Annotated in this window: 14 protein-coding genes; 2 read left to right on the forward strand and 12 right to left on the reverse strand. The window is 50.2% G+C overall.

What is annotated here, in order from left to right; all coding sequences use genetic code 11:
- Positions 1-28 precede the first annotated feature (28 nt).
- From AC4G47_RS28205 to AC4G47_RS28225, 5 genes are all read right to left on the reverse strand, one after another.
- Complete coding sequence (locus AC4G47_RS28205) at positions 29-676, reverse strand: beta-mannanase (protein ID WP_491103819.1); 648 nt, start codon at positions 674-676, stop codon at positions 29-31.
- A gap of 19 nt (positions 677-695) precedes the next feature.
- Entirely contained in the window at positions 696-1,979 is a 1,284-nt protein-coding gene (locus tag AC4G47_RS28210) for a vWA domain-containing protein (RefSeq protein WP_491103821.1), read from the reverse strand.
- 85 nt (positions 1,980-2,064) lie between these two features.
- Entirely contained in the window at positions 2,065-4,515 is a 2,451-nt protein-coding gene (locus AC4G47_RS28215) for a transcription initiation factor TFIID (protein WP_491103822.1), read from the reverse strand.
- 1 nt (position 4,516) lies between these two features.
- Positions 4,517-7,906, reverse strand: coding sequence for a tubulin-like doman-containing protein (locus AC4G47_RS28220; RefSeq protein WP_491103823.1), 3,390 nt, complete (start codon positions 7,904-7,906; stop codon positions 4,517-4,519).
- Positions 7,907-8,130: 224 nt separating this feature from the next.
- Entirely contained in the window at positions 8,131-9,924 is a 1,794-nt protein-coding gene (locus AC4G47_RS28225; protein WP_491103825.1) for a vWA domain-containing protein, read from the reverse strand.
- 262 nt (positions 9,925-10,186) lie between these two features.
- Between AC4G47_RS28225 and AC4G47_RS28230 the strand changes: the two genes are divergently transcribed.
- On the forward strand, positions 10,187-10,330 hold the full coding sequence (locus tag AC4G47_RS28230; protein ID WP_307415805.1) for a hypothetical protein: 144 nt from the start codon (positions 10,187-10,189) through the stop codon (positions 10,328-10,330).
- 2 nt (positions 10,331-10,332) lie between these two features.
- Complete coding sequence (locus AC4G47_RS28235) at positions 10,333-11,265, forward strand: hypothetical protein (RefSeq protein ID WP_491103826.1); 933 nt, start codon at positions 10,333-10,335, stop codon at positions 11,263-11,265.
- A 387-nt stretch (positions 11,266-11,652) separates the two neighbouring features.
- Here the strand turns inward: AC4G47_RS28235 and AC4G47_RS28240 are convergent, their stop codons facing one another.
- From AC4G47_RS28240 to AC4G47_RS28270, 7 genes are all read right to left on the reverse strand, one after another.
- A complete protein-coding gene (locus AC4G47_RS28240) occupies positions 11,653-13,299 on the reverse strand; it encodes a DEAD/DEAH box helicase (RefSeq protein ID WP_491103827.1) in 1,647 nt (548 codons plus the stop codon).
- Positions 13,300-13,739: 440 nt separating this feature from the next.
- A complete protein-coding gene (locus AC4G47_RS28245) occupies positions 13,740-15,191 on the reverse strand; it encodes a SulP family inorganic anion transporter (protein WP_491103829.1) in 1,452 nt (483 codons plus the stop codon).
- Positions 15,192-15,707: 516 nt separating this feature from the next.
- Positions 15,708-17,378 (reverse strand): ABC1 kinase family protein, encoded by a 1,671-nt coding sequence (locus tag AC4G47_RS28250; RefSeq protein WP_491103830.1) that lies wholly within the window; start codon positions 17,376-17,378, stop codon positions 15,708-15,710.
- Entirely contained in the window at positions 17,379-17,759 is a 381-nt protein-coding gene (locus AC4G47_RS28255; RefSeq protein WP_458124404.1) for a phasin family protein, read from the reverse strand. It abuts the gene before it with no gap.
- A gap of 72 nt (positions 17,760-17,831) precedes the next feature.
- Positions 17,832-18,470 carry a ThuA domain-containing protein gene (locus AC4G47_RS28260; RefSeq protein ID WP_145324581.1) on the reverse strand — a complete coding sequence of 213 codons (639 nt, stop codon included), beginning with the start codon at positions 18,468-18,470 and terminating at the stop codon, positions 17,832-17,834.
- A gap of 42 nt (positions 18,471-18,512) precedes the next feature.
- On the reverse strand, positions 18,513-19,235 hold the full coding sequence (locus tag AC4G47_RS28265; RefSeq protein WP_336762643.1) for an SDR family oxidoreductase: 723 nt from the start codon (positions 19,233-19,235) through the stop codon (positions 18,513-18,515).
- Positions 19,236-19,388: 153 nt separating this feature from the next.
- Positions 19,389-20,903: a cobyrinic acid a,c-diamide synthase CobB gene (locus tag AC4G47_RS28270; RefSeq protein ID WP_491103831.1), complete on the reverse strand. Its 1,515-nt coding sequence runs from the start codon at positions 20,901-20,903 to the stop codon at positions 19,389-19,391.
- Positions 20,904-20,933: the final 30 nt, after the last annotated feature.

The following is a 20,933-nucleotide window of genomic DNA, read 5'->3' on the forward strand; positions in this document are numbered from 1 at the left end:
GTAACCTTCCAATCGCTAGTCCAACTATCTAGTCTGATATAAGCCTATAGGCGGCTCCATATTTCGGTCCGTCCGTGAAGAATAACCGCACATAATCATCCTTGGCAACTTCAACGGGCGGCATCTCATTTCTTCCGGGAGCAAAATCACTCACAAAAGGATACACCGTACCATCTTCCTTATTCAACGGAACCCCGCCCTGCTTGCGAACATAACAGAGTGCTTCCTTTGGAACAGGTACTTCCGCTGTTACGGTGATCAAGACACTTTTTCGTTTCTGAAAAAAACCGCTCTTGTAGCGAATGGAAAAGCGAATATCCGCCTTCCCTGCGCTTGCAATCACCATGTTGTCCTCGTCTCGTTGACGAATCAGCACGGGCCCGTCGTCCTCCATCTGACACACATAGACCGTGTACTTGATGGCACCAAAACCCGTGATCCGATCCGTGTAACCATTGCTCGCCTTATATTCCTCTCTCGTGTACAGCTTCAGCTTGCCCTGTGCAGGCTCTTCACCGGTACGATCATCGCTCATCATATCCAGCTCCAGCCGTTCCACATATACAGCTTCTACCCGTTCCGGCCAGAGCCAGCGAAGTGTACAACGTCCTTCGTCCACCGCAAGTGTCAGTTTCCGAATCAAGGGTGTCGAAGGGTCTGCATCCGTAAACCGCATTTCCATTGACCTCCCGACGTTAGAATCCTTTGCTGCGTGTATCTCTTGCTCTCTGACCAAACCCTTCTGCTGAAGATGTTCCGCCACCAGCTTCACGACGACCCCTGCTCTTCCGCGGCGTGTTCTCCTTGATCGGAACAATCCAGGAGAAGAGGGTCAGTACGCCAGACAGGATGAGCACCGCACCGAGCCGTACAAATGTATCACCCACGTTCGAACCGTCCAGGCCCCATTCCAGCAGAAGCCCTGCCAGTAGACCCGACACAGCACCACCAATGCCGAAGCTGAGCGCGAGATGACGGTTATCAAACACGAGTCCGAGTGACACACCCAGCGCCACGCCAATTAGTAACACTACTGCTACACGGAAAATCGCCAGATAAACGCTCTGTTCCATCATGCCTGTACGCTCCGTTACCAGCGTCCGTTCATCAATCGTATCGTAGATCTGCTGGAATGCCAGATTCAGACCACCGGAATCCGGTACATCATAGTACATGCCACCCGTTTGCTGGGCAATATTACGCAGCAAATCCGTTCCTGATGGGTCCACCAGACTGAGGCCGACTGTATTAATGGTAATCTGTTCGTTGTTATATTGGGACAAAATATCGGCCGTATCCGCTTCACTGAAGCCATCGGATAACAAGATGACGACGGTACCGCGTTTCGGGTCCAGTTTGCCCTGAATCTGTTCCATGCCTTCCCGCAGCACGGCATCAAAATTGGTGCCGCCCGAAGTCGTGACAATGCCATCGATTTTGCTATAAACCTCATTCTTGGCCGTTTCACTATCCAGCGCAATAAACGGCTGCAACAACTGCGGTTGGTCATCAAATGTAATGACAGCTACCTGTTTATCGCTCTCCATTTGGCTGATCAGAGTCTTGGCTGCTTCAAAGCGTCCGTTATCCGGATCTGTCTCGCTCATGCTGCCCGAGTTGTCAATCATCAATACGATGTCTTTCACTTGCTTCACACCGCCCGGATTGATCTGGTACAACAATTGCAGGGCGAGTCCAGCAACAAACAACAGAGCCAGTGTTGCCGGAACAAGCAATTTCCACGACAGTCCCAGATACCGGAGCTTCCATGAAGCACCATTCAGCTTGGGTGAGATCATCTCTGCGATCAAACAGAACAATCCAACGCTCAGCGCCAGTACGCCGAAGTATAATCCCATCAGCAACAGACGCGGCATCTCTCCAAGCCATTGACGCAGCATGATTTCTCCTGCCGCAAAGCCCACTGCCCCGCCAATCAGGCTGAATAGGACCAGGAGAACATTGATTTTTCGCTGCATGTCTACATGCATCCTTTCCATACCAGCCCTAAGCAGGCTGAGTTAATACAAGATTGTAGCAGAGTGTCATGACACCCTCGGCGTCTTAACGCATGGGCGACAACTTCTCCACCAGACCTGCGGGGTGAAGTTCATAGCCATTCTCCGTATAGGAGTCATAATATACCTTTCCGTTCCGATACACCATGAGATCCTCCAGATGGAAACCTCCCATCAGATTCAGCTTCTCCACACCACTGCTGCGTTCTTCGTACACCACACCCAGCTTGTAGATGCGTGACGTCTCTTCGGCATGCGCCGCGTAGTCCATGAAAGCACTATGGTGGTCACCAAAGAAATATTTTTCTTCATACCGATGTTCCTGTGTATAGTCGAAGACCCGCACCCGAACGACGGCCTGATCCTCCAGCGTGTGATACAACCTGCGGAACAGATCATCCCGGGTTAATACGTCTTTGTCTCCGTAAGCAATCGTTACATTGGCCCGTTGCAACAGCTCTTCTTCAAATGGCAATTGCAGCGGCTCGGCCGTAAGTAGCAACGAGTGACATACCTCCATAAGACGTTTCAGTAAACGGTCATCGCCTTCCGTTGCGAGCCGGTTCATGTCTCCCATGTAACGGTCCTCAAACCATACATCCCGTCCGCGCTTGGTTTCCAGATCGGTGATTAGCTCTTCCGTCACTTTGCCGTAGTACTCCATCACGTTCTGACCGATGTATTCATCCGCAGCAGCGATACTTTGGGCAGCTGTCTCTCGCAGTGTGCGTTCCAGCGCTTCGAGTTCTGCTGTGACATGGCGACTGAAATGGTGAAGCTCTTCCATCTCCGTATCGTAGATACGCAGCAGATGTAATTCATTTTCCAGTCGCAGTAATTCCACCTTCGGTACATACACCCGCTCCAACATGCAGTCAATCAGATTGCGTACATTCTGCTTATCACGGAACAACGCTCGTTTGAACGACTGATCTTCCACACGCTCTTGCTGACGTTGCTCCAGCAGAGCACGTGCGGATTCAAGCTGCATCGATTTATCCCGAATCAGTCCGAGCAGTGCCTCACGTACACTGCCAGGCTCACTGCCACTCCAGGCTGCCCATTGGAAATAGCCAACCTCAGGATGCTGCACTCGGGATTGTTCGGCCTGACGGCGCAGGGAACCGCTAGAGCTGCGCTCGCACACACGTTCCTCCACGAGTCGTACTACGTTGTCGCGGAAGTATGACTCGGCTCCTTGTCCGAACAACGCTCTCTCCGCTTCACGTAGGGAGAGCGGCTTCAGCTCAGAGAAACCAACGTTATGCGTCATGATGCCGCTCATGCCACTAACCAGATCTTCATCGGGCAGCAGACCTTCGACTTTGCGTTCCACCGAGGCCGCATCCAGTCCGAAGAAAGCGAGTTTGTCCTTGATGCTCCAATCCGGCTCCTGCCGCATACGTGCGAGCAGATACCGATACAGGTGATATAACACCGTCAGCGCAATCGGTTTGTTGGGCCGCCTGATCTCGGCAAAACCCGCACTTGCATAACCATGCTGATCAGAGGTGGTACGAATATTGTTTTTAAAGGATGTATTGTTGTACGTGTTCGCTCCGGTGCTTGAAACGGTACCGGAGTGATCCGTATCCTGCTTCCGGTTCTTCAGCAGGCAGATTCGGCAGATGATCTCGGCATTCTCGATCCAACCACCGGGGACGCCAGTTCCACGCTCATTTTTGTCCGACAATATATAGACGAGATCGAATAAAGGAGACGCGGGATGTGTAACCGGAATGGAGATCCCATCCTCCGTCACCAGCAGTTTACCGCTGAACGTGTAATCCAAGGATTGCATATAATCCAGTTCACGCAGAAATGCAAGACCTGCTGCGCTGGCATACCCGAAGGAATCAACCTGTTCCATCTCACTGACCAATACATGCAGATCCGTCTGCACCGACTTGAAGGCTTGAGACAAAATGGTCTCCGTCAGCTTGGTGAGCTCTGGCAACAAAACATTCAGCGGATCATCCGCTCTGGTTACCACCGTAACGTAAATCCGATCAAATGACGAGTATAACCGTCCATATTCGGCAATTCGGTTACTGACCCGCCGAAGCGTACGATTCAGATCGTAGAGCGCCTGATCCGATTCATGGAAATTGCGGTGCACATCCTTACGCCGTGTTTTGGACGGTCGCTCCTTCTGCCCAGTGGACAGTGGCAAGCGGTGCAGAGTTACCTGTCCGTCGTCACCGGATGAGCCATCATTCCTCGTTTCACCCGGATCTGCTTCCTGATCTTCTGTCCCAATCTGAACGTAGACCACACCGTCTCCATTATCCCATTTCAACCGGTTAATCTCCCTCACGGCAGACACGGCAGGTGCAACTTGATCACCCACGAACAGAAACAAGGCCGGGTAATGGATGCTGCTGCGTCCATCACCCAGGCTGCCTTGGCGCTCCTGCTCTGTTGCGTACTGTACCGCGTACTTCTCCAGATCACGCTTCAGGGTATTGTTCGAGCCCAACTCCATCCCGGCCGCCATCTTACTTCAGCCTTCTGCGAATGTCGTTCAGCTTCGACGACATCGTTCTGTAGAACTGATAGATGTCTTCTCCGTTAGCCAGTTCTACTCGTTCATACTCCAGACGATCACGTGATTCCATGAACAGCGCAGCCAGATCATCCAACTTCGTCAGCAATGGGGTGATATCTTCTGAAGCCGTCAGATCATTATCCCGACGGGAGGCTTTACGCAGCAGTGTACTGCGGTCTTTTTCCGCCAGGCCGCGGAAGTTGCCAAACACTTCATACTCGGCAAAGTTACGGCTCTTCATCAGGTTCGCGAATGGCTCCCATGCGTCTTCTTCCGGATCACGGTCATAGACGTAGAGCGCACCTTTTTTGACGATGGTGTCGGTATATATCGCTTCGATGAAGCGATCATACCACTGCTCTTCGTCCTGGTACTGGGCAAGAATGCCTTCGAGTTCGGCGACTTTGGCCGAGATGGCATTCATCTTCGCCAGTTCCTCACGTACGCGCGCGATCAGCTGCGGGGAGCGTACCAGGTTTTCTTTGGCCATATCTTCATTAATACTGCCGAAAATATCCTTAACTCCTACACGCGGCAACCCTTCGGATTGCAGACGTTTCAGCTCGATCACCGCCCGCTTCACTTCGCCGAGGTTCGGCGTGGTGGACGTGAGACGCATGTCGTAGGCTCCCAGTTTGGCAGACAAATCAAACGCTTCTGTTGTCACAATCGCGTACCGGTTACTTGTATTCTCATCAATGGATTTGGCTGTCACAATGTTGTATCCAAGCGCCTCCTCGAATTCGTTACGCACACGAGCGTTATACTGCTTCACGCGGGCGTTCTCGTACACATCTCCCCATGATTTTTCCGGAATCGGAGACGGTAGATAGGTCCAGTTGTTTTTCTCCGTTTGTACCAAGTGTCGACCAATGCCTTCTTTGTCCAAAATGGTACGTTCATAGCTTTCCTCATATACCTTGAGCGGTGTATACACAAAGAGCGGTACCCCGTTGCGGGTGTTCAGCCAGAATATCCGGTTACGCACTTCACTTTCCTTAACAGTAAAATGAGATTTGCCTACCGCATTGTTCTGATAATTGCGAATCCCTTTCAGAATGCCCGGCGCCTGTGCCGGTACCGATACAAATCCCCATGAAGGGAAATGCAGACTGCCTGTACTGTTGCTCAGATTGAACACTGGAACGGCCTCATCATCCAGCTTGCCCGCAATGAAACGTTCCACGAACTTCTCGACCGACTCATCCTGACCGTATTTGATCACCAGGAAATCTTCCATGGAACGGGTAATCAGATCACCAAACTTCTCACTCAGGAAGTCGGAGATGGAACTGACGATATCAATCTCATTCTCCTTCACCCACTGGCTGGAGTTTTCCAGCAATTCACGGGAGAAGTCACGGATCAGATCATCCGTATCGCGCTTATCCAACAGTCCATCCACCACACTGACGATATCCGGTACACTTACCACGTTCCAGTAATATGTCTTGTTGCCTTTGTGATCAGCTTGTTCTTCGCCGCGTGTCAGCAGATCACCATTCTTGGCGAATATCGAGCTAAGCGCGTTCAGCGTTTCGGTAAATACGTTATAAATGCGGCTGTTTTCCTGGTTCAGCAACTCATACAGATCCTCATAGAACTCGATCATCTGATCATTGCGTTCCACGTCGGCGTGCAGCCAGTACTCATGAATCTTTGCTTCAATATAAGCATTCTTTTTCTTCTCTTTGGAGACAAAAGCACTCTTCGCATCGCCCAGCTTCTCCTCGGATTGCTCCTGAGCTGCTTCAATATCACGCGGAATGCGGAAGGCATTCTCACGCAGGGTTTCGATGTAGGACTGAATCATCTTAAGTACACAGAAGCCTTTTTCCGTATAAATTAGACGAGAGACATAGAACGGACCTTGTTCGGGATGCAAAAACATACGCCGGATCTGTTCGGTGAACTGCCCCGCTATCTCGCCAGGCAGCTGTTTCTTCGCCTTGATATATTCTTCACGAGCACGAGCCAGGAAGTTCTGCTCCAGTTCGGTGTCCATATTCACAACCTGAGATTTCACCACGTTGCCATAGGACAGACGTTCGCTGTTCTGATACCCTGGCAGCGGCTCAGGCACGCGTGCTTCAAAGGACTTGACCACACTTTCGAGATCAATGCCCAGCTTGCGGGCAAACTTCTCCGTGTCCTCCTGGTTCGGTGCTTTGGAGAACATGGTGTTCATTTTGTCGAACATCCGATACGCCAGATACGTGGTCATCTCTTCGATCGGCAGTACAGCCGAAGAAGCACCGATGATGTTGTAATCATAGTTGGCTGGGTACACCTTGTTCATCTGTGCAATGTTGGTGCGAATGTTGCTGATATAGTCATGGATCGCGAACTCCTCGCCAGACTGCTTCTCCTCACTTGCCATGAAGTTGGTAATGTTCTCGGCCGTGACGTTCATGCAATAATCGTAGGCGTTCTCCAGCAATTTGCCTTCGGTATTCGTCGCAGAGATCAGATGACACAGGTTAAATGGCGGCAGTGGTGAGTTGACGGTTAAAATATTGCCGTACTTCTGTGTAAACCGCTCACCGCGGCTATCCACGTTCATCCAGTAATCCAGCTCTTTGAGCGCAGCATATCCGTTCTTGCGAATGTATTCGCGAGTGTGTTCGCTCAAGCTTTTGTTGGACAGGTTCACGTCTGGTGTGAACAGGTAGCCCAGCGTATTCACGCGATCAATCCCCGCAGAGCCGTGATCACGTTCGATAATGCCGCGTACGATATAAGAAATATCGAGGAAGCAGCCGCTACCTGTACCGCCGGACAGACCTGTCAGCAGGAACACCATCAGTTTTTTGTTGGTGCCTACAGATAAGGTTTTGATCTTTTTGTCGATGGCCTGCACGACCTGATTAATCTTCGTGAACAGGAGCAGACGCCCAGCCTGACGCACCCCTGCTGCGCCGTTCATGCCATCCGTGATGCTCAGTTCCGGAGACAGCCAGTCTGTAATATATGGCTCCAGCACGCTACGGTTCTGAAGAAGTCCGCCAATCTCGGCATTAGACAGCAGAACGAATTCATTGATCGGATCGAGTCCGATCCCTTTATACTTTTTGGCACGATCCTGTTCGTTCGTCTCAAAAGCCAGAAACTCCACATTGTCCGGCTTGTCCATTTTCTTCTTGGATACGGGGTCCTGTGGTAGCTTGAAACGACGGTTAATCTGATATTTGAGGCGCAGCAGCGCATCAATTCCCGTTCCTCCCAGACCGATAATCAGAATGGGGTTATCAATCGTATCGACTCTGATTTTCTCACTGACAATACCTCCGCCAAGTGATACATCCAGTTGCTGAATATGTTCTCTAACAATCGGTTTCATTCCATGTCCTCCTTAGATTAACGCAGTCGGAACTACAACATAATTACACTTGCCACTCCGATGACAGAACAACCTTCCGATCGCTGTTATCCCCAGATTTTTCGATTCTCTTTTTCAAAGGTGAAAATCTGGGGATAAAGGCGAACGCTTCGCTTCTCCAGCTTTTTTCTGTCCTCTGCGTTCTCGTGTAAACGGTTAGTACCAACTTCTATTGGCATACATTTTTAGACCAGGTACTCGATCAATATCGTTTTGTCCGCCTGTTGCAGCGGGATGCTCAGTCGGTCACCGTTCTTCAGTTCAACGCCTGAGCTTGCATCGACTGCACGACCGGATTTCTCCAGCGTACCGCCTGCGGTGTTACGGATTATAATTCGATCCCCATTGCTGGGCGTAAATACATATTTTTCGGTTTCCTTCAGCTCAGGGTCCAGTTGCAACAACTGATGCAGATGGAACCTGCCCCGGAAGGATACCAGCTTTTTATATTGTGGGTAGGACTTGTCTCCCGTGTTCTCATCACGAATCTCCACAACCATCTGACCTACAAATCCCCGGTTTTTGCGTTTCAGCCAGCCCATCAGGAACCAGGCTCCAACACCTACCACTATCAGGGCTATAAAACCCAGGATGACAGGTAACCAAGGAAACGGCTTATCCTGTTCACCGCCTGATGTTGTCGGTTGAGTTCCGCTTCCGGCTGCTCCGCTCGCGTTGATCGTGATGGGCGCACTTTCACGGTAGAAGCTGTCTTCTTCTGCACGAATGACTAATTCATAGTTATGGTTGTCCGGTACTTCAAACGTCCCGGTGAAACCAGAACCTGTGTTTTCCAGCGGTTGTTCCTCACTTTTGCCTGTATCCACATCGTTCACAACCAGCGTGGCCTTCATATCCGTATACAGGTCATTATCCTGAAGCGGCTGACCGCCATTCTCCAGTTTGGCGGCTAGATCAACCTTGTCCCCTTTGGTATAGGACTTGGTCTTAATTGGGTCCACAACAAGCTGAAGATCATAGTTGAACAACAGGTTGATATCGATGCTGTCTTTCGGAGCCCCTTTTACCCGAAGTTTCCAGTCTCCTTCTTGGGGTTGCAACAGCTTCACGAGCGAATAGCTCTTCGAAGTCGAGAGCTTGGCTGCATCCGAGTTCAGATCCACGGCTTGTCCGGAAGGATCCGTCAATTGCACTTCCACCGGCTTCGAGGACATGATCGAAATATTTGCTTCCAATACACTGTCGTTCGGTACGTTCACGGTAACTTCCTGATAACTGCCGTTTCCCGTTACAGAGGGCAGCTTAACAACATTCAGTTTGGCATGATCGGCGAAGATCTCACTCAGAATCTGCGGCAGATCATCCGGCGTATCGGTAATGAATGACTTGCCTCCGGTCTGTTGTGCCAGATCTGCGAGTGCATCCTTGTTCAGCTTGCCATCCGCGTTCAGTCCAATCGTATACACCGGAATACCCTGATCCTGTGCTTCCTTCACGGCTTTCGCCAGATCAGCGTCGGATTGTGCCTGTGTACGGCCTTTGGTTTTGTTAAAGTCATTGTTGCCATCAGCCAGCAGCACGATCATCGGCGAATGGGATGGGTCTGCACCATGACTCAGTATGTTTACGGCTTCAGCGACACCAACGGAGACATCGGTATATGGGCCTCGGCCGAGCTGATCAATAAAATCCTTCAGGCTGCTCTTGTCCGTATCGGACTGAATCTCCAGCATAGCCTTTTCTCGCTCCACCTGATCGGTATAAGCAACAATCCCTACCTTGTCCCCTTGGACTGGCAGCATATCAATAAACATTTTCATGGCTTCATTACTGATCTTGTCACGGTCACTTGTATTCATCGAGTTACTTACATCGGCTACAAGTACCGCATCGATTCCGCTCGTCTGTGCCTGAGCCGCTGCAGCTTGTGGCAGCAACGCCTGAGGTAGCAGTAGCGTTAGAATTGCCAGCAGAACCATCGTTCCGCTGAGCCAGCGTATTTTGCGTGTCCGCAGCATTGGGTGTACTCCTTCACGTTTGAGATTAAAATGGGAATAGTTTATTATAGGCGTCAAGCCTTAAGGAAATCTTAACAGTCTACTAATAAATTCTGAAAAGCACCCCTATCTTGAGTTACAGTTTTGTAATGACTGACAAAAATCGACGATTTCACGCCTGTAACTGGCACAAAAGTACCAACTATGGAAATATGATATAGTTATTGCCAGCAAACTGCAATATAACAGCGCTTGTTTACCAAGCCATAGAAGGGAACGGATTATGGTTACATACGGATGCCTCGCCATATTGTTTCTTTTTGTCATGATAAAGGTAATTGCACTCCAGCTTCATCGGCGGAAACCGGTCTCCCGCGAAGACACGGATCGTACCCTATACACTATTCTGAATGGTGAGCGTGATTGAGCATGAGTACTAAACTAGTTGTATCCATAAGACCATTTCAACGAACGACCTATGCCTATGAAAAGTTGCAAGTCTGCACCCGTTGTGGACAGTATACCTGCCTGTGGGAAGAGGAGTGCACGGCCTGTGGCCGGGGTACCCTGAATTCCGTTCAGGCGAAGGCGACTTCCCGTGTGAAACGCCGAATTGCACGCGACTTGTTCATTACGATATTGTTCGGTGCAGCTGCCACCTATTTCGGTGAGACCATAGATCAGACCATGGCGGCAGCCAGCGTTTCCCTGCTGCTTCTGGCCTTACTGATCTTCATACAGAGCCGTTCGTTCGAGGTAGAACAGCAGCGCGAGTTGAAGCGCACATTGCAACAGGATGAGGAAATCATCCGACAGGGTATCAACCGTAATTGGGCTCTGGTCGCCGAAGCCCGAAAGCAGGATGAAGCATTGGCCTATGAGATGCTCCGCGAGATCGGCTCACTTGTCTACAACGACCGAGTTCGACTGCAACAGGTTGCATTGTTACAATCCTTTGTCCTGCGTAGTGATATGGATCTGCAGCTCAAGCCCTTGCTGCTAGGCAGCTTCGAGCGGCTACTGGCTGAATATATCGGTGAGATTGCACGACTTAAGCCGGAATTAATTCGTGAAGATGCGATTCGTTATATCGCTACCTATGAAGTGAACATTTTACAGCTCCACAACGGAATTCAGATACTTACAGCCGTAGCTGCTGCTGCTGTGCGCAAGAGCAAATATATTGAGTTATTCCCTAGTCTTATTACCCGCTACGCCCGCTTTATGCCCAAGGATCGGTTCATGCGGCTGTATCACACGATTGAACGCTATCCAAGCAAGGCACGAGGGGGACTGGCAGAGTCGGTGGGCCGGGTGTATAACGAGAAATATCGGGATCAGTACGCAGACGTTCACGTGTAGCAATGATCTATTGGGAATGAAAAACGTAGTTTAGTGCAAACTCACTCCGTGTATATAGACGAATGGAATTTCAACCACCCCTGCATGCACATCGGCAACAGGTATCGAATGTTATGATTCTAATGATATAAGAATTGATCCAAAAACACCCCATCCTTAGGTCTAGGATGAGGTGTTTTGAAGTTTGTGGCAGAGCAATGAGCAATAAGCAGTAACCATATTCAATTCTGGTGAAAAAAGGGCCGCGACATGCTTCCGTCGCGACCCTTGATCTGAGGGTTCGGTACATCTGTACCGGAACCCTCTCATGCTATCCGCCGTGCCAATCTCTGTGGCATGGCATGATGCGGTGCAATTGCGGCTGCATCGCCGCTTGCACCGAGTGCTTTACCGTCCGCGACGAGAATCGCGACGGTCACCCTTCGCCGGCCCGCGTCCTGCGGATTCCGGACGGCGAGAGCCTTCACTGCTGCGCCCGGAGCTGCGCTTGTCGGCGCTACGGCCAGCCCAGCCGCTGCTACCTGTACCACGTCCGCCTTGGCCCGCCGCACCGCGACTACTGTCGCTGCTGCGCGCGGAACCACGACCTGCGCTGCGCTCGTCGCCACTGCGACCTGCACCGCGTCCACCTTGACCTGCTGCGCCGCGACTGCTGTCGCTGGTGCGCGCGGAACCACGTCCTGCACTGCGTTCGTCGCCACTGCGGCCACCGCTACGCCCACCACTGCGTCCACCTTCACTGCGACCGCCTTCGCCGCCGCGGGAACCACGGCCACCACGTCCGCCATCTCTGCGATCGTTACGGCCTGCACCGCGACGGGCACTACCAGTTCCGGAAGAGCGTCCGCCTGAACGTTCGTCATCCCCTTGACTGTTGATGGAACGTCTAGCTGCTCCAGTCGAAGCAATTGGACCTTCACTCGTCCACTGGATGCGTGAAAGCTTCTGGTCGATACCTTGTTCAATTCGTGCAAGCTCTGGTCTGTCGTGCTCTGTTGCAAACGTTACTGCAAGACCCGTACCGCCTGCGCGGCCCGTACGACCGATTCGGTGGATATAACTTTCCGCATCATGCGGCATATCGTAGTTAAATACATGCGTGACGCCTTCTACATCAAGTCCACGTGCAGCTACATCTGTAGCAACCAGGACTTGCAGTTTGGCATCGCGGAACGCTTTCATTACGTTCTCACGCTTGGATTGGGACAGGTCTCCATGAAGTTCGTCACTTGCATAACCTGCTTCACGCAGATCTTCGTTCAGTTTGGATGCACGACGCTTAGTCCGGCAGAAAATGATCGCCAAGTATGGGCGATACGTATCAATCATGCCGCGAAGCGCTTCAAGCTTACCGCGATCCGTGCACTCCAAAACTTGCTGACGAATCTGTTTGATCGGAATAACAGATTGGGAAGATACCTTCACATCTTCCGGATCTTTCATGTACGTCTTCGCCAGGTTGCGAATACCCTTAGGCATCGTTGCAGAGAACAGCATGGTCTGACGTTTGTGTGGAAGCTCACTAAGAATCGTCTCCACATCGTCCAGGAAGCCCATGTGCAGCATTTGGTCGGCTTCATCCAGCACCAGTTTCTTCACATTATCAAGCTTCAACGTGCCACGGCGGAGGTGATCCAGGAGACGCCCCGGTGTACCAATAACGATCTGGGTACCGTTCTGTAATTTACGCAGTTGCTTGTCCACATCCTGCCCGCCGTATACGGCAAGCACATGCAGTTTATCGTCGTTAGCCGTGAGCTTCTTCGCTTCTTCCGTAATTTGCAGCGCAAGCTCACGCGTAGGCGCGATAATCAGCGCTTGCGGCGAACGGTCGGATACGTTAATTTTCTGAATAATCGGCAGCAAAAATGCCAGCGTTTTCCCTGTGCCTGTCTGTGCCTCGGCGATAATATCGCGTCCACCCAGCAGTACCGGAATCGAACGCTCCTGTACCGGAGTCGGCACGGTGATGCCCTGATGTTTCAGGATCTCGCACCATTCCGGGCGAATGCCCAGTTGTTCAAAGTTTGCCAATCGTTACACCTCTGTATATTCATTTAGATGAGTCCATTTCATAAAGACTTCAGTATCTGCAATCAAGACTAGCTTTCCTTATATCAATCATGATTATGAAATGAATTTTTTAAAAAGCAATCCACTCGTTGCTCTTCTTCTCCATACCCTGTAGTTTACACGTTAGTCAAGCAAAACAAAAGGGGATACAGCGTTACACCCTAACTTGTAGCACAAAATTCCAAGATCAGCGTAACTTCTATCGACCAAGTGACTTTAAGTCGGGTAATAAGAGTCTAGATCTGCCTTCAGGTTGCTGATGATGTGGATATGACCTAGCATGCCTCAGGCTTTAATAAAAAACAGCGACGCCCTCTCCCCGATTTCCGGAAAAGGTGCGCCGCTGATTAAAAGTTATCTTTTTATGTTATTTATTCGTTGTTTACTACGTTCCAACCATGTTAAGAACCGTGCCCTCCGGCTGTGGCCAATCCACTCCGTTCAAGAATACGAGAGCTTTCCTCGTTCAACCCACGCAGGTGCACGGTTTTGCCCAGCTTCGCGTATTTGAACTTCACTTTGCCAATAGCCACAACCGCAGTGTTATCCCAAATATGCGAACCTCCGAAATCAATCGTGATCTCCTTCGGATCAGCTTCTGCATCGAACTCATCCACAAACCGGGACGAAGAACCGAAGAAGAACGGTCCGTGAACCCGATATACTTTGTGCCCTTGTTCCTGGCTGGCCTGTACGCGAATCTTGGTCTGTTTCCAGCCAAAATGCAGCACACTGAGCACAACGCCGACCATGACCCCGATCGACAGATCGTGGGTATAGACCACAATTGCCACCGTCACGAGCATGACAAAGGCTTCCGCCCGAGGCACACGGGCAATATTTTTGATGGAACTCCAGTCGAATGTTCCGATACACACCATAAACATTACCCCAACGAGCGCACCCATCGGCACCTGTTTCACCACTCCGCTGAGCAGCAACAACAGAATCGCGAGAAACGCACCTGCGGTAAACGTGGATAATCTTCCGCGTCCGCCAGACTTCACATTAATCACCGATTGCCCAATCATGGCACAGCCCGCCATACCACCGAACAAACCGTTAATGAAGTTGGCAATTCCCTGACCACGTACTTCCCGGTTCTTGCTGCTCTTGGTCTCGGTCATCTCATCCACGATGGTAGCGGTCAGCAGAGATTCCAGCAAACCGACGAGTGCCAGAGTGAATGAATAGGGCAGCAAAATCATTAGCGTGTCCCAAGTCCATGCAATATTAGGCAAGTGGAACATTGGCAATGTACTGGTCAGGTTCCCCATATCGCCGACAGTCTTCACATCCAGATTTAACATCGCCGTAATGATCGTCATTACGATAATGGCAATCAGCGGAGCCGGTGCGGCTTTGAAAAACCTTGGCAAAATATAGACGATCGCCAGGGTACCTGCCACCATCGCATACATGATCCAATTCGCTCCCGTGAAATGGGTTAACTGCGCCATAAAGATTAGTATAGCCAGTGCGTTCACGAATCCGGTCAATACCGAATGAGGCACAAACGTAATGAATCGCCCCACCTTGAAAATACCCAAAATAAACTGAATAATTCCCGTCAATATCGTTGCTGCAAAAAGATATTCCACCCCATAATCCTTGACGAGTCCAACCATCAGTACCGCCATGGCTCCTGTTGCTGCCGAGATCATACCGGGTCTTCCACCTGCAATCGAGATCACAATTGCAATCGTAATCGAAGCGTATAATCCGACCATCGGATCGACACCCGCAATGATGGAGAACGCAATGGCTTCCGGAATTAACGCCAGCGCTACCGTAATGCCTGCCAGCACGTCTCCGCGAATGTTGCCAAACCATTGTTGTTTTAACGTATTCATATGTCTTTGCCGTTCCTCCTACGTGTATTCCTCATAATGGACAATCTTACTGAAGAGTAACGGAAGCCGTCACCACTAACCAACTACCCAGGACAGCACAAAACAACGGATCCCTCTCCGTATTATTCACCTATGCTCTTGCCTGAATTGCATCATTAACCATCGGTATAACCTTGGCGGGTTCATGAGCAATTACGTCTTTGCCGTTCCAGTGTGCACCGCTGATGTTCCATTACTGTCTTCAGTTGTCTTACTCGTGCGACATCAGGAGCTGATCCTGATGCCAATAGGTTTTCCCCTCTCAGAAAAACCGGGTCCGTTAATGTACTGACCTATTATTATAGTCACAGGACCGAATATGTACTAATACAGTTAAGGCGAAAAAATAGAACCTTTTCTCCTATTATCTTAATATTTCTATAATTTACTCATCAATGCTCTATTCACAAAAAATAACCCGCTAAGATCCTTTGGAGAAAGTCTCTTTACGGGTATTCTTGTGATGTCATGCTGATGCTAGAATCTTCCCGATTTGAATATCGAATAGAGCAGGAAAGCCACCATCAGAATCGCCACCAGGAAACCAATCTCAATGACCGGAATATCCCACAGCATCGTGGATTGGTTACTGATCGACGAACCGATAATCAAGCCCACCATGATGATACAGAAGGCGAGTAATACGATACTGAAGGACAGCCGATTACTAATCTGGTCCATTCTGCGCATGAGTGCATCCAGTTCAGGGACACTGATCTCCAGCCTCAGCTTGCCTTTACTAATAATGGATGATAACTGTCTTAACTGCCCTGGCAGACCAATGACACTCTCGGCCATATCAGCCGCACTGCGAAACAACCGATTCTTGATTCTTCCGGCGCTAAAACGTTCCTTGATCAACTTCCGGCCAAAGGGCTCGGCCATATCTACGATGCTCAGGGAAGGGTCGAGATGTTCGATTACACCTTCCATTGTCAGCAACGATTTACCGAGCAGCAGAATATCGGCAGGCATCACCACCCGATGCCTCTGGGCTACGCCGAACAAATCATTCAGCGCCTGACCCACGCTGATCCTGGAAAAGGGAATATCGTAATATTTGGTACGCAACTTGTCCAAATCCACATGAAGCCCACGCAGGTCCATGTCATCTGGCATCATGCCCAATTTCTCAATCGCCCGGATCATACTGTCCGTATCTTTGCGCATTAACCCAATAATAAGCGAAGCGAGCTGTTGCTTCATCTCATCACTCAGACTGCCCACCATGCCGAAGTCTATAAAGGCAAGACGACCATCCTTCAATACCATCAGGTTGCCCGGATGTGGGTCAGCGTGAAAGAATCCCTGAATAAAGATCTGATTCAATAATGAATCCACCAACCGCTCAGCAATGTTATTCAGATCATGACCACGTCTCACCAGTTCTTCACGATCATTGAGTTTAATGCCTTCGATATACTCCATAGTTAGCACACGTGACGAAGTCTGATCCCAGTAGATGGCCGGGATTTTGACCTTGTTGTCCTGTTGGTGCTGCTGTGCAATCTTTTCCGTATTCCGGCCTTCGATCGTATAATCCAGCTCGGCCATTAATGCCTGAGCGTATTCTTCTACCATTTGCGGAATCTGATATTGCTTCACCCAGTCCCAGCGCTTCTCTGCCATAGCTGTCAGTTCACGCAAGATATCCAGGTCACGCTGCACAATACGCGATATACCCGGCCGCTGAATCTTGATGGCTACCGATTCACCACTTTGAAGTTTGCCCAGATGCACCTGTCCAATGCTGGCCGCAGCTACAGGGGTATCCTCGAACCGGGAAAAGATCTCCTCCAGCGGTGTATCCAATTCCTGTTCCAAAATACCCCGTGCCGTCTCGGAAGAGAACGGCGGGACCTGATCCTGCAACTTCACCAGTTCACGAATGACAGACTCAGGCAATAGATCTGCCCTTGTACTTGCGAGTTGCCCCAGCTTGACGAAAGCTGGCCCCAGCTCCTGCAGCACAAGCCTGATGCGTTCACTCAGCGTTTTGGTGGTGTGTGCTTCACGCGACATCCACCGTCTGGGCAGAGCCAGCAGCTGGAACAAACCCAGCTCCTCGACCATATAACCGAAGCCATGACGCACTAGCGCCATGGCAATTTCACGGTATCTGCCGACATGTTTGATTCGCACTGCCATCTACTCGATCTCGTTTCCTTTGAGAGGAGGAGGAACTTCAAGTGGAGCCGGGGATTCATCAGGTTGGAGCTGTGTTGATTGGCCCAGTTCGGCAAGTTTTTTCTCCAGGACAGCAACGCGCTGTTCCAGACTGGTTACATCACTTTCGGATGCCACACCAGCTTCCTGAAGCACTCGCTTGACCTGTTCCTGAATCATTCTCTTGAACTGACCCTGCTCTTCATCGCCCCGTTCCAGCAGACGTTCAACCAAAGCTTTGGATTCACCGGGCGCAAGTTCCCCGCGCTTGACCAAATCATCCACGGTTTTCTCAATTTTTTCTTTGCTTACGACAGTAAGTCCAAGCCCTAACGAGATCGCCTTTTTGAACAAATCGCTCATTTTTGTCATCCTCCTCTTCGTTGATCTCTATATTATACCCCTTATACTCTGCATGCAAAGATGTCCGTCCGATCAGACGTAACGTGCAGCCCATTTACCTGCTTGCAGGAGTAATTTACGGTACGTTTCGTGTGCAAAAGACGGCACATGATGACCTGGCATCAGATAAACAATACGTCCAATCCCATATCGATGTGCCCAAACCGCAGGCTTCGGCCCTTCTTCGGATTGATATTCAAGCAATATCTTCGTTTCGGCAAAAGAACCAAACTCAAACTGATAAGGTTCTTCTTCCATTGTGAAATTCGAAATACCCTCCGTCACTGGATGGCTTTCGGCCGTTACAGTGAATTCAAGCGGTGCATAAGCCGGATGATGCAGGAACTTGGCACCGATCATCTGTTTGAGTTCATAACGATTTTGGAGCGAAATGCCGTTATGTATAATGACCAGTCCACCTCCATTACTTACATAGGACAACAAACCTGCTGTCTGCTGTGGAGAGACTTTACCCTTCCAATCGTCCATGTATGAGATACATACATCAAATCCGGTTATATTTTCTTGCAGCAGCATATTCCGATTCTCACTGCACTGCACAGTCATAGTATCATGGAAAATTCGGCTAATCTCTGCATCCACACCTTGAAGCGGGTGCCAGTCCGGATGCGTATAATCGCCAAGTAGTAATGCTTTTTTACGATGATCCATTCAATCAATCTCCTTTCTTGTTCACCTCACTGTATAAAACCACTACCAGGGAAGTGTGTCTCCCTTGTAGTCCACATATGCGGGCTGATCTCCTTTAAACTGCTCATGGCGGTCGATAAGTACTGCGATATGCTGTGCAGATTGCTCGGGCGTGAGATCCGCAGAAGCATCCAATTCTCCCCGCATATAACTCTGTACCCAACCGGGATGCACAAGCATCACTTGTCCGCCTTCATCCTTCAGACCATTGTGCACAAGACATGCCTGCATGTTCAAAGCAGCTTTGGACATGCAATAGGCAAACCATCCATCCCGACTGCATTGCTCCATACTTCCAGCCTCGGAAGAGATATCAACAATCAGCTTGGTCTGCCCTTGAAGAAGAAGGGGCAACAGGGAATGAGTCACACGCAGTGTGCCAAGAGTATTTACATTAAATACTTCAGCCATCTCCGCCATATTCAACGGCCCGCGGATATGATCCGTAATACTTCCTAGTATAGCCGCATTATTGATCAGCATATCCAGATGATTCGTACCCAGCTTCAATGTCTCCGTGAACAGAGCTACCGACAGGTCGTCCGCAATATCCAGTTCGATCGCCCGCAGATGGTCAGGGTATGCTTCTGCAAGCACACGAATCCCCTCGGAATCTTCCACATCCAGACCGGCCGCATACACGAGATAACCTCTCTTCAGCATCTGTGCTGTCAGAGCGAGTCCCAACCCCCGAGCAGCACCAGTTACACATACGGTTCTCATCATATTGTCCCTCCCTCGCCAATGATTCTGTCTTTAACTCATTCCACATATTCATCTGAAAACCTTTAATTCAGAATGGGGTTCCCCAACTTCACGACCAAAGACTCATGAGGTAAAAGCGAGATTAGAGCCATTCTGCTTATTGAATTGAGCGGTTTATTGCTCTGTTATTATTCCTGACCCAGATCGCTCCTGCCGATAGGCTAAACAATGTTCCACCCATCTTCGAGCCGCTGCCGGGTAAGATCCCAGATGAACGTGCGTGTACCCCGCCACGATGTTTCCTGCGGCATACCCTTCTTGCTTCAAGCTACGCAACCCCTTGGTCTCATACGCATAAGGAATCGTTTCTTCTTCACGATAGGTCATCGTGGAGTAATGAAATTCATGACCCCGAAGTACTTCACCCTTTTTCAGCAAAAAGGAATCCTGAACGCTACTAGCTTCACGGTAACCAAGGGCAGCTCGCTTCTTCTGCATCTGCACCTGTGCGGGGATAATGCCCGCCATCTCGAAAGTAACGCCCTCACGGTCAGTCAACGTTTCCCCGAGTACCATGTAGCCACCACACTCTGCGAATAAAGGCATGTTCGAACGCGCTGCTTCACGAAGCCCCCCCAGGAAACCATGGTTTCCTGCAATCACTGCTGCAAATTCCTCTGGAAATCCGCCGCCCAAATAGATGCCATCTGCTTCAACCGGAATACAATCACCAGCGATTGGACTGAAGAATTGTAATCGGGCCCCGGCTGCTTCGAGCAATTCCAGATTATCGGGATAATAGAAATTAAATGCCGCATCACGCGCAACGGCAATGACAGGCTGTACCGCATATGATACATGTCGATTATTAACGTGGATCCCTGAATTGGAATGTGAATCGTAATTCGAGCCTGATTCAGCATCAGCCGAATCTGTGTGGGTAGTAGTGACAGGAATCACTTCTTCTGGATTCAACGAAGGGGCACTTGCCGCCAATTCAAGCAGAAGATCCATATCGGTGCCTTCCATTAACACATCGGCAGCCCGCTGAAATAACGGTTCCAGTTCACCGCGCTCAATGGCAGGCACCAGCCCCAGATGTCTCTCCGGGATGGACATGTCTTCGTCCCGCTTCAGCCAGCCAACCACCGGAATGCCGCACATCTGCTCAATGGCTTTTTTCACCATGGTATAATGCCCTGCACTTCCACAACGGTTGACGATCACTCCGGCAATATTTAATTTAGGCTCCAGTTGTTGAAAACCAAGAACGATCGCGGCCGCACTGCGAGCCATGCTGCGTACATCCACGACCAGGATCACAGGAGTCTGCGTGACCAGAGCAATCTCTGCAGTCGAGCCTGTATTGCTGAGCGGATCTTTGCCATCGTAGAGGCCCATAACGCCTTCTATAATGGAAATATCATGCCCCGCCGATGCCTTCTCGAACGTATCCTTCACATACGCAGGGGAAGTCATCCATGCATCCAGATTGCGTGATGGCCTGCCCGTCACGGCGGTATGATATGTCGGATCAATATAGTCCGGGCCGCACTTGAACCCTTGTACACTCAAACCACGCTGGGCGAGTGCTCTCATCAGCCCCAAAGTTACTGTTGTTTTCCCTGCACCACTTCCGGTGCCTGCAATGATCAGTCGGGGTCTGGCGTTACGATTTGCAATGGTCATTGTCAATTCCACCTTTTCTTCGATATAACA

The organism is Paenibacillus sp. Negev47 (genome assembly GCF_058313655.1).

Excerpts from the sequence above, each read along its gene's own strand:
- AC4G47_RS28205 (WP_491103819.1), bottom strand. The coding sequence starts at position 676 with ATGCGGTTTACGGATGCAGACCCTTCGACACCCTTGATTCGGAAACTG.
- AC4G47_RS28210 (WP_491103821.1), bottom strand. The coding sequence starts at position 1,979 with ATGCAGCGAAAAATCAATGTTCTCCTGGTCCTATTCAGCCTGATTGGC.
- AC4G47_RS28215 (WP_491103822.1), bottom strand. The coding sequence starts at position 4,515 with ATGGCGGCCGGGATGGAGTTGGGCTCGAACAATACCCTGAAGCGTGAT.
- AC4G47_RS28220 (WP_491103823.1), bottom strand. The coding sequence starts at position 7,906 with ATGAAACCGATTGTTAGAGAACATATTCAGCAACTGGATGTATCACTT.
- AC4G47_RS28225 (WP_491103825.1), bottom strand. The coding sequence starts at position 9,924 with ATGCTGCGGACACGCAAAATACGCTGGCTCAGCGGAACGATGGTTCTG.
- AC4G47_RS28230 (WP_307415805.1), top strand. The coding sequence starts at position 10,187 with ATGGTTACATACGGATGCCTCGCCATATTGTTTCTTTTTGTCATGATA.
- AC4G47_RS28235 (WP_491103826.1), top strand. The coding sequence starts at position 10,333 with ATGAGTACTAAACTAGTTGTATCCATAAGACCATTTCAACGAACGACC.
- AC4G47_RS28245 (WP_491103829.1), bottom strand. The coding sequence starts at position 15,191 with ATGAATACGTTAAAACAACAATGGTTTGGCAACATTCGCGGAGACGTG.
- AC4G47_RS28250 (WP_491103830.1), bottom strand. The coding sequence starts at position 17,378 with ATGGCAGTGCGAATCAAACATGTCGGCAGATACCGTGAAATTGCCATG.
- AC4G47_RS28255 (WP_458124404.1), bottom strand. The coding sequence starts at position 17,759 with ATGAGCGATTTGTTCAAAAAGGCGATCTCGTTAGGGCTTGGACTTACT.
- AC4G47_RS28260 (WP_145324581.1), bottom strand. The coding sequence starts at position 18,470 with ATGGATCATCGTAAAAAAGCATTACTACTTGGCGATTATACGCATCCG.
- AC4G47_RS28265 (WP_336762643.1), bottom strand. The coding sequence starts at position 19,235 with ATGATGAGAACCGTATGTGTAACTGGTGCTGCTCGGGGGTTGGGACTC.
- AC4G47_RS28270 (WP_491103831.1), bottom strand. The coding sequence starts at position 20,903 with ATGACCATTGCAAATCGTAACGCCAGACCCCGACTGATCATTGCAGGC.